Source organism: Pseudoalteromonas sp. S3431 (assembly GCF_000690035.1).
GTDB lineage: Bacteria > Pseudomonadota > Gammaproteobacteria > Enterobacterales > Alteromonadaceae > Pseudoalteromonas > Pseudoalteromonas fuliginea.
In genome coordinates this window covers 1-8,174 of record NZ_JJNY01000020.1, presented here as the reverse complement: position 1 = coordinate 8,174, position 8,174 = coordinate 1, and the positions used below count along the sequence as shown (strand labels likewise).

The following is an 8,174-nucleotide window of genomic DNA, read 5'->3' as shown; positions in this document are numbered from 1 at the left end:
ATCAAGTCTGAGCTAGTACACCTAGAGCGTGTTGATCTTTCGAGTACACTTTCTAGCCAACCCACTACGATTCAGGTTTATCGTTGGAAAACAAAAAATCTCTTGTGTAATTGACTAGATTATCTGGTTTTTAAATAAAAACGGCTAAAGCAATCTTGTTTTAATTTTAGCGATTATACTCTGCTCTAATTTTCTGTATAAAAACTTTAAGCTCATTAAGCGTTGGCTCAATGCCTTTTTCATTATGCATTTCAAACCAATCGGCTATGTCGCTAATTTTTATAGAACCGTCTTGTAGACATAAATCATTATTTTTTAGCCAAACATCAGGCGCTCGAAGTGAGGGTCCAGTATACCAACTACAATAAGTGTAACCTTGGCTTTTTAAATTAGACTCTATGACAAGATTCGTCGGGATTGATAGAATTAATAAAACAATTAAACCTACAACTGCACTTTTAAATGCATTAATTAAAGTTAACTTTATATCAAACCCCAAAAAGCGCTGTAAAGTCGATAAAAACGTTAGAAATAAGCAAGGTAATAATAAAAAAGATAGCAGTATGGTGGCTTGCTCTTTGATAAAAAATTGAGGCCGACTAACTAAAAATATTGTTTCCACTTCGGAAAAAAAATTTAAGGCTATTTTATAGCACAGTCCTCCACTAACAATTAACAAGAAGAAAACAGAAGCTAATTCTTTCACATTTGCAAGGGATAACTTTTTATCTGCTTTTTTCCATTCTAAAATAGGCATTAGTTATAAGACCTAGTTTTTTTAAACATAGGAACTCCAAAGGTTTCATGTAAAAATTCATTTGGATTTTCTTTATATTCGCTATTAATTTTCTGCGCTCCAGCCTTAATTTTAACTACACCACTCTGTATCTTATTTTCAATATTTCTTAACTCATCAGAAAGTACTTTTACATAATCACTGGTATCCGAAAATGCAATTGAAAAAGCCACCCCAACGATTACAACAACCAACAAGGGCACTAATACTGTACCAGCAATTATTGTTGCTAAACCTGCTGATGCTGCTGATGCGACACCTAATATTGTACTAGTAGTCACAATAGCAGCTCCAACTACAGCCATATCCACGGCTACACCTGCCACTAAGTCATGCCATGTTTTTTGATCGTTTAAAAGGTAGTCTGTAGCATGAAATGTCACTGAAATTGCTAGAGTGAGCACAAACCCACCCTTCATAGCTTTTGCAGCTTCTAATTTACCGACACCGATAGTAAAAAGTTTGGGGTTACTTGCTAAATAACGAGTACCCGTTAAATGAGCTCGGATACCAGAGTAAGAAGTGATTATACTCCTGTCTTTAATGGTTCTTTAATTCGTTTCCATTTACTTGATAGTGAATTATGCTCTTCTAGTAACTCATCAAGCCAATCAACCACTTCTGAACGAGATTTACCTTGCTTCATCTTTACAGAGATAATGTAGTCTACAAACTCTGCTGAGTTCATTTGAATAAGAGTGTGGTTATTACCTGATAGAATGCTTTTTATTTGGCTTTGACGTTGCCTTTCGGCAATAGCACGGCGAGCATGAGCTGACATATAACACTTCCTTGAGTATATTTTAATCCATTATTTTATAGTCTACTTAATCAAGAAAATTTAGGCAATAAAAAGCGAGTATATAACTCGCTTTAAAAAGGTGTTGGCTTATTATTTTTTAACTGGGCGTTTCCAACCTGTTAAATTACGCTGTTTAGAGCGTGCTATTGCTAATTGGTCATCTTCAACGGTACTGGTGATCACAGAGCCTGCACCAATTGTTGCAGTTGCACCTATATTTACTGGGGCAACAAGTGATGAATTAGAACCAATAAAAGCATTATCGCCAATAATAGTTTTTGATTTATTAACACCATCGTAGTTGCAGGTAATAGTACCAGCGCCAATATTCACTTTTTCGCCAATTTCAGCATCACCTAAGTAACTTAAGTGGTTGGCTTTTGAGCCTTTGCCTAAACGGGTTTTTTTCATCTCAACAAAGTTACCAATGTGTGAGTCTTCTTCCATTACAGCACCAGGCCGAAGGCGGGCATAAGGACCCAACGTACACTGTGCGGCAACGCTTGCATCTTCAATTAAGGTATTTGCCTTTATTACCACGTTATCGCCTATGGTACAATTTTTAAGGACACAGTTAGGGCCAATTTGTACATTGCTACCAAGCGTTACATTACCTTCAAAAATAACGTTTACATCGATAAGTACATCTTCACCGGTGGTAACTGTTCCACGCACATCAATACGTGCAGGATCAGCAAGTGTTGCACCATTTAACATTAACTCTTGCGCTTGCCATGCTTGGTAAGCACGCTCAAGACCAGCAAGTTGTACGCGGTTATTTGCGCCCTCAACTTCCATTGCATGGTCTGGCTGAGCTGAAGTAATTTCTACACCTTCACTGTGCGCCATTGCAACGATATCTGTTAAGTAGTACTCGCCTTGTGCATTATTGTTAGATAAGTTACCTAACCATGTTTTTAATAGCTTACCGTTAACAGCCATAATGCCTGTATTTACTTCGTTAATAAGTAACTGCTCTGAGCTTGCATCTTTTTGCTCAACAATACCGACTAACTTACCACCGGCACGAAGCATTCGACCATAGCCATTTGGGTTTACCAAATTTACTGTTAATACCGCTAAACCATTTTTAGGTGTTGCAGCTAATAAACGCTCTAGTGTTGATTGTTTTGTTAATGGTACATCGCCGTATAAAATTAATACCGTGTCTTCATCATTAACATGAGAGTTGGCTTGCGCTACTGCGTGGCCAGTACCGAGTTGTTCTGCTTGGAGTACCCAATTTACATCGTTATCGGCAAGTTGTTGTTGTAATAGTTCGCCGCCATGTCCATAAACTAAGTTTGTAGTCGTTGCACCTAATGCCATCACATTATCAATAACGTGCTGTACCATTGGTTTACCTGCAACTTTGTGCAAAACTTTAGGTAGAGCAGAGCGCATACGAGTACCTTTACCCGCAGCAAGAATAATAGTTGTTAGAGCCATTAAAACAATTTCCTTTTTTCGTTGTTTTAGCTAAATAAGTCTTATGTTTGATCAGAAGATTACGTAAATCACTTCTTGTGCAAATACTCAGCAGGTTAGTTTATTAGTACTGAATCTTGACTGAAAAACACACTTAATTGAATAGCGTTATTGTAGCGAGGATTGGTAAAAAATATAAGCGCGTTTAAAGGTATTACAACTTTAAACGCGCTTTTTTTATTTAGCTTTACCTGTAGAAAAGTATTTTCTCCTTAGCAAATCATGTATTACAAACTCTTGCTCTCTTCCATATGCTTTAAATATACGGTTATTATGCATGTGCAAAAGTGAGCCTAAAAGTGAATCTCGTGTACAGTTAAGCTTATTTTCTTTAATGAGCTGAACTAAGGCTTTAACAATTGGCTCAGCGTTATTTTGCCATTTTTTAAGTAATTTAAAAATAAACTTTTGCGTTTCATCAAGGCCATCTGTATCAACAGTATTTAGCTTAATGAAGTCGTCATTTAACTGATCTTGATACTCTCGAAAACGGCTACCTAACTGCTTACGTAAAATACTATTTTCGTTAAACTCATTACCAAAACCATCTCGTAAACGGCTAATCAAACTTAAACGCTCATCATCCGTGTAATTAAATAGATTGAGTAACTTATGTGTATAATTTAATGCTATTCGCCAACGTATATCTTCACCGTAGTCGTCGACTAGTAAACATGTGTTTGTAATTAACTCACTATCATACATAAATAAAGATTCAGCCAAGGCTATGGACTCAGGCCCACCATAGCGCTCAACCTCTCGCTCATATGTCATTAGCTCTACTTTATGTAATTCACCGCTTTCGATCATTGGATCAAGTAGGTTATTTAATAAAGGTAGTAACTCACCACATAATATATTTGGCTTTCCATGAAAACGAACTCTAATATGCCAGTCTGGATCTGAGTATCTAATAAAAAACCACTTGTTATAAAGGTTTTTGTTTGACTCAATGAGTGGAAGTAACTTCTCACACAGAAGTTGTTCAACTAAAGAATTACCGCTATAAATTTTTAAACTGAGCCACTCAGAACCAGCACTAAACCTTCTTTTAATTGGCTTGGCCGATATATTTGCAAGTGGCTCATCTACAAAGTGCTTATGTACTTTTGCCGCTGTATTTCTAAAAGGTACTATTACTTCATTATTATAATGATGCCCTTGTTCATCTCTTACACGTGAGGAAAAGTTAGAAGATAAAACCTCCTTTAATTCAACCCTGGTTTGTCCTTTAGTCTCTGCTAGTAAAATTTCAAACATGTCAGAGTTTCGCAAGTCCAATTGCAAAATATTATCAAACATTGCATAACAAACTTGCGGGTCTAATTGGAAGGTAGCTAAGAGAGCATTGAGCTTATCCATATTAAGCTGGCCATCAATTAACACTTCTTGTAGATATTTTCTATCGATGCGCCATGTTTTTTCACTAAGCACTAAATTATCTAACATTATCCGTGGTACAAAACTATCTCTGGTTGTACTTTGCGGCATAGAAAACTGAGGTACTCGCCCATCTTGATGTTGCAGCATGCATAAAAATTTATATGCACTAAGGCTGCGCGAAGAATAATTGTGTGCACATGACAAGCGCGGAACAATTTGTTTATTTAATCGCTTACTCCAGAGCTTAACCTGATGGCCTTCAACCCAAACATATAAATCACTTAAATGAATTTGATATTCGTCATTTAGGCTGCTGTCAGCCATAAATACAATCTCGTATTCACGTAAATGCGGACGAGCAATAACGTTACCGGGTCGCCCTTCTGGCATATGTACAACTTCAGCAAAAATAACATCTGGAGAATGCGCCTGTTCTAGCCTTAACTCTTCCCTCACTGCATTTTTTAAACTTTCATCTAAATGACAAAAACGGCCTAATAAATTTGCTGATGATGGCCCATAGCAGCCATTAAACTTAATTATAGGATTGTGTTTATCATCTTCGTACAAACTTAGCATTGCAGCAAAAGAGCTGGGATAATATTTTAGTGCGTCAGTATTTGTCGCTTTAACTTTGAGTTCTTTACTTTTTAGAGCAATACAGTTTTTATTGCGATTTTTTGGTAAACTAATTGCTTCTTCAATAATTGCATCAATTAGACTCACACCTGCCGGAGTATTGACAATACCGCCAGCCCGAGCGAAGTGTAAGCCGGCAACCAAAGGTGCTTCATAGCCTGTTTCATCTGAAATGCCAATTCCGGTTTCATCATCTAAAATGACATCAAGTGCTACAAACTGCCCTTCAAAACGAGCATTAAATTGGTTAATAAACGGGGATAAAGGATTGCTTCTTTCGTTCAAGCTCAAACCAGACAGTAGCTCAAGTTGCTTTTGCAAGCGGTTAATTTCTATTTCGCTTAAATAACAAGTACTGTAGTTGCGATATATATCGGCTTGAAACAGCTTATTTTCTTGTGCTTTTATAGGCAATTTATCTAAATGTGTAAGTAATTGCTTGTATGGTGCAATGCTTCCTAAGTTATCTTCATCTAGATGATCTATTTTCACCAAAACTGTAGCAAGATGATCAGCGTAAATATTTTCTTTAAGATTTTGAATAGACTTTAATAAAGCATAATCTGGAGAATCTCCAGTTAATGGCAATGGTATATCAGCTATTAAAATGCCTTCATCTATTAAATCTTGAATGTATGACTCTACATCTTCTTTATCGGCATCTATATATTGCTCACAAAAAGCCTTACATAAGTTATTAAAGCTAATCCCGGTACTTGCTAAATTTAAAGCAAATTTAAAATATTCGTCACTTTCCACCGCGCTTAAACGATATTGCATACTATCATCGAAGAGGTAAGCTTCTATGTAACGACACTGCTCCGCGATGAAATAATGAGAGGGATTTGGTTTATATTTTAGTGTGTCAGATTTCGAGGTATGCTTGATAAAATAGTCTTTAAGCTCATTTAGGTAAAACATGTCTAAACGAGTCTTTCGGCTATCTTTTTTATAATCCCCACAGATTAAATCTGTAACCGAAGTGATCTCACCTTTACTTACACCCGAAAATAAACCGAACGGTGTTGCTCTTGAACACATCCGGATCATATATTTTATTAAAGCGTGCGATACTTTTTTACCTTGCTTAGTATCTGGTTTTTCACGCCATAGATTTATGCGTTCTAATAGCGAGGGGCTAGCTAAATAAAGTGCTTCTTGAACACCGTGCATCGCTATCCACTGCTCCAGTATTAAATTTGTATCAGCATGTTCATCTTGAAACTGTGTAATTTTCTCAACAGCAAGGCGGGGGGTCCGAACCACAAAGAATGGGGCATTTTTTATTTTATCCGACATTATTACTTCCTTATGTCTTTTTTATGCCTTGAGTAAACAATCAACCCAATCAACATCTGTCAATGCGCTCAAAAGAACTAAGCCAATTCCAGAATAGTCCATTAAAAACTGAAAATTTCACTATATGTACCTTCAATACTATTGTAAGAATATAAATTATTAACCTCTGCATATTTAATGTAACCCGATTTCGCTTTTTACAGATAATAACTCAACCCCTGCAGCAATGACGGTACAAGTTGCAGGTAATGGAGGATCGGCAAGTTGTATAACTAAGATTACAAGACCAGACCAACGTATGACTGTTTTCAAGCATAAGCGACCTAGTGAAATGCTAATAGTATCGAGCTCTGTTTCGTTGATATCCTATTTACTATAACTTTAAAAACTGCTTGAGTTCAATTCTTTCAAGGCAGGTTTTGCCGACATACATTCACTTAAACTTATTTCAACTTTTAGTTGGTTAAATACTAAATGGACTTCCCATAGTTTGCTAGACACCTAATGAGTTACATTGTAACTTCTAATAAGAGGTGTTTTATGAGCAAAGGCAAACGTTATACCCAAGAGTTTAAAGAAGCGGCTGTTAAACAAATTACTGAGCGTGAATATTCAGTTGCAGAAGTCGCTGAACGATTAGATATTTTTACCAAAACGTTATATCACGACGGAGCCAGTTGTCAGATAAACCTAAAGCCGCTCAATCATCCGATGAAAAATTGAAGATCGCTAAATTAGAAGCACAATTGAAACGTGTCACGGAGGAACGGGATATTTTAAAAAAATGAACTCATCAAAGAAAAATATGTTGTGGTAGAACGCCACTTGAAACATTAACAGATAGGGAAACTGTTTGGGCTGAAAAAATTTAGCTCAAATCTAAGCTGACAGACACCGCAAAAATCGGATAATTGTCAGATTAAATCTGAGACAGTACAAATAAAAGATAACACTCTAACTTAAGCAACTTTTTTAACTTTATCTTCAAACCCAGACTTTTTCTTAGTACTTTCATACGATAATTTAGCTAAACTTTCTTTAGTAAACTTATTCGGATAATATTGATACCAACGAATGAAAATATCCTTACCTAACTTAACCATAGTAAACTCGTACTGCCACCGAAGTTTTTCCATCATATAAGATTGCCTCTCTTCAATAGACATGTTACTAAACACCTCTTTTTGCCTATTATTTTCTTCAACCGAGGTCGGATTGTGGTGTAAATAATGACCGAAGTAATTATCACAAAAAGCGCTATAATCTTTTGTAAATAGAATAAAGTTATGCCACATTTCATCAATGACCAAAAGAGCATTGTCAATTACAAAAGGTTTATTACTATTTTCAATTTTAGCAACCTTCGCTAATACTAACCATAACTTCATATCTTCAAATATTTGCTCCGACTCAGATAAATCCACACCATAAAGCTCAGAAAATCTAACTATAACATTTTGATTTTTATAGCCTTTAATGGATTTAGCAAGTGATTTTAGTGTACTCATTTAAAACTCCTATTTCACAGAGGGTTAATCTACATTTGTAAAGTTAGTCGTGCTTTAAGTTGTACTTTCAATTCACACGACTATAAACTTATTGCATTAATCAAAAGAGCGTGGAATGGTGATGCTTCGTAAGTCGACCACCATATTACCACCAGCCAAATTGACCAATAGCGATGTTTCTAGTAGTCTAATGTGCACGGAATCGAAATGTCGCACAAACCACATAATAGTGAATTTCTTTTACCGCCAGACACGTTTG

The 8,174-nt window shown here is 36.1% G+C and carries 7 protein-coding genes and 1 pseudogene; 1 reads left to right on the top strand and 7 read right to left on the bottom strand.

Annotation, left to right across the window (positions count from 1 at the left end; genetic code table 11):
• Positions 1–166: 166 nt before the first annotated feature.
• From DO88_RS13430 to DO88_RS18890, 6 genes are all read right to left on the bottom strand, one after another.
• Positions 167–757 (bottom strand): DUF1240 domain-containing protein, encoded by a 591-nt coding sequence (locus DO88_RS13430; RefSeq protein WP_007377670.1) that lies wholly within the window; start codon positions 755–757, stop codon positions 167–169.
• Positions 757–1,200, bottom strand: a complete 444-nt coding sequence (locus tag DO88_RS19060) for a hypothetical protein (protein ID WP_232224786.1) — start codon at positions 1,198–1,200, stop codon at positions 757–759. Before DO88_RS19060 ends, DO88_RS13430 begins: the two co-directional genes overlap by 1 nt.
• A 122-nt stretch (positions 1,201–1,322) precedes the next feature.
• On the bottom strand, positions 1,323–1,577 hold the full coding sequence (locus DO88_RS19055; protein ID WP_232224785.1) for a hypothetical protein: 255 nt from the start codon (positions 1,575–1,577) through the stop codon (positions 1,323–1,325).
• A 111-nt stretch (positions 1,578–1,688) separates the two neighbouring features.
• Positions 1,689–3,047: a bifunctional UDP-N-acetylglucosamine diphosphorylase/glucosamine-1-phosphate N-acetyltransferase GlmU gene (gene glmU, locus DO88_RS13435; protein WP_033038387.1), complete on the bottom strand. Its 1,359-nt coding sequence runs from the start codon at positions 3,045–3,047 to the stop codon at positions 1,689–1,691.
• Positions 3,048–3,263: 216 nt separating this feature from the next.
• Complete coding sequence (locus tag DO88_RS13440; RefSeq protein WP_033038385.1) at positions 3,264–6,407, bottom strand: lantibiotic dehydratase; 3,144 nt, start codon at positions 6,405–6,407, stop codon at positions 3,264–3,266.
• 174 nt (positions 6,408–6,581) lie between these two features.
• On the bottom strand, positions 6,582–6,719 hold the full coding sequence (locus DO88_RS18890) for a hypothetical protein (RefSeq protein ID WP_157600358.1): 138 nt from the start codon (positions 6,717–6,719) through the stop codon (positions 6,582–6,584).
• 228 nt (positions 6,720–6,947) lie between these two features.
• Here DO88_RS18890 and DO88_RS19235 point away from each other — a divergent pair.
• A pseudogene (locus DO88_RS19235) lies at positions 6,948–7,050 on the top strand (transposase); the annotation flags it as partial.
• A gap of 316 nt (positions 7,051–7,366) precedes the next feature.
• Here DO88_RS19235 and DO88_RS18540 read toward each other — a convergent pair.
• Positions 7,367–7,915, bottom strand: a complete 549-nt coding sequence (locus DO88_RS18540) for a hypothetical protein (protein WP_050482425.1) — start codon at positions 7,913–7,915, stop codon at positions 7,367–7,369.
• Between the last annotated feature and the right edge of the window lie 259 nt (positions 7,916–8,174).

Excerpts from the sequence above, each read along its gene's own strand:
- DO88_RS19055 (WP_232224785.1), bottom strand. The coding sequence starts at position 1,577 with ATGTCAGCTCATGCTCGCCGTGCTATTGCCGAAAGGCAACGTCAAAGC.
- DO88_RS13430 (WP_007377670.1), bottom strand. The coding sequence starts at position 757 with ATGCCTATTTTAGAATGGAAAAAAGCAGATAAAAAGTTATCCCTTGCA.
- glmU (WP_033038387.1), bottom strand. The coding sequence starts at position 3,047 with ATGGCTCTAACAACTATTATTCTTGCTGCGGGTAAAGGTACTCGTATG.
- DO88_RS18540 (WP_050482425.1), bottom strand. The coding sequence starts at position 7,915 with ATGAGTACACTAAAATCACTTGCTAAATCCATTAAAGGCTATAAAAAT.
- DO88_RS13440 (WP_033038385.1), bottom strand. The coding sequence starts at position 6,407 with ATGTCGGATAAAATAAAAAATGCCCCATTCTTTGTGGTTCGGACCCCC.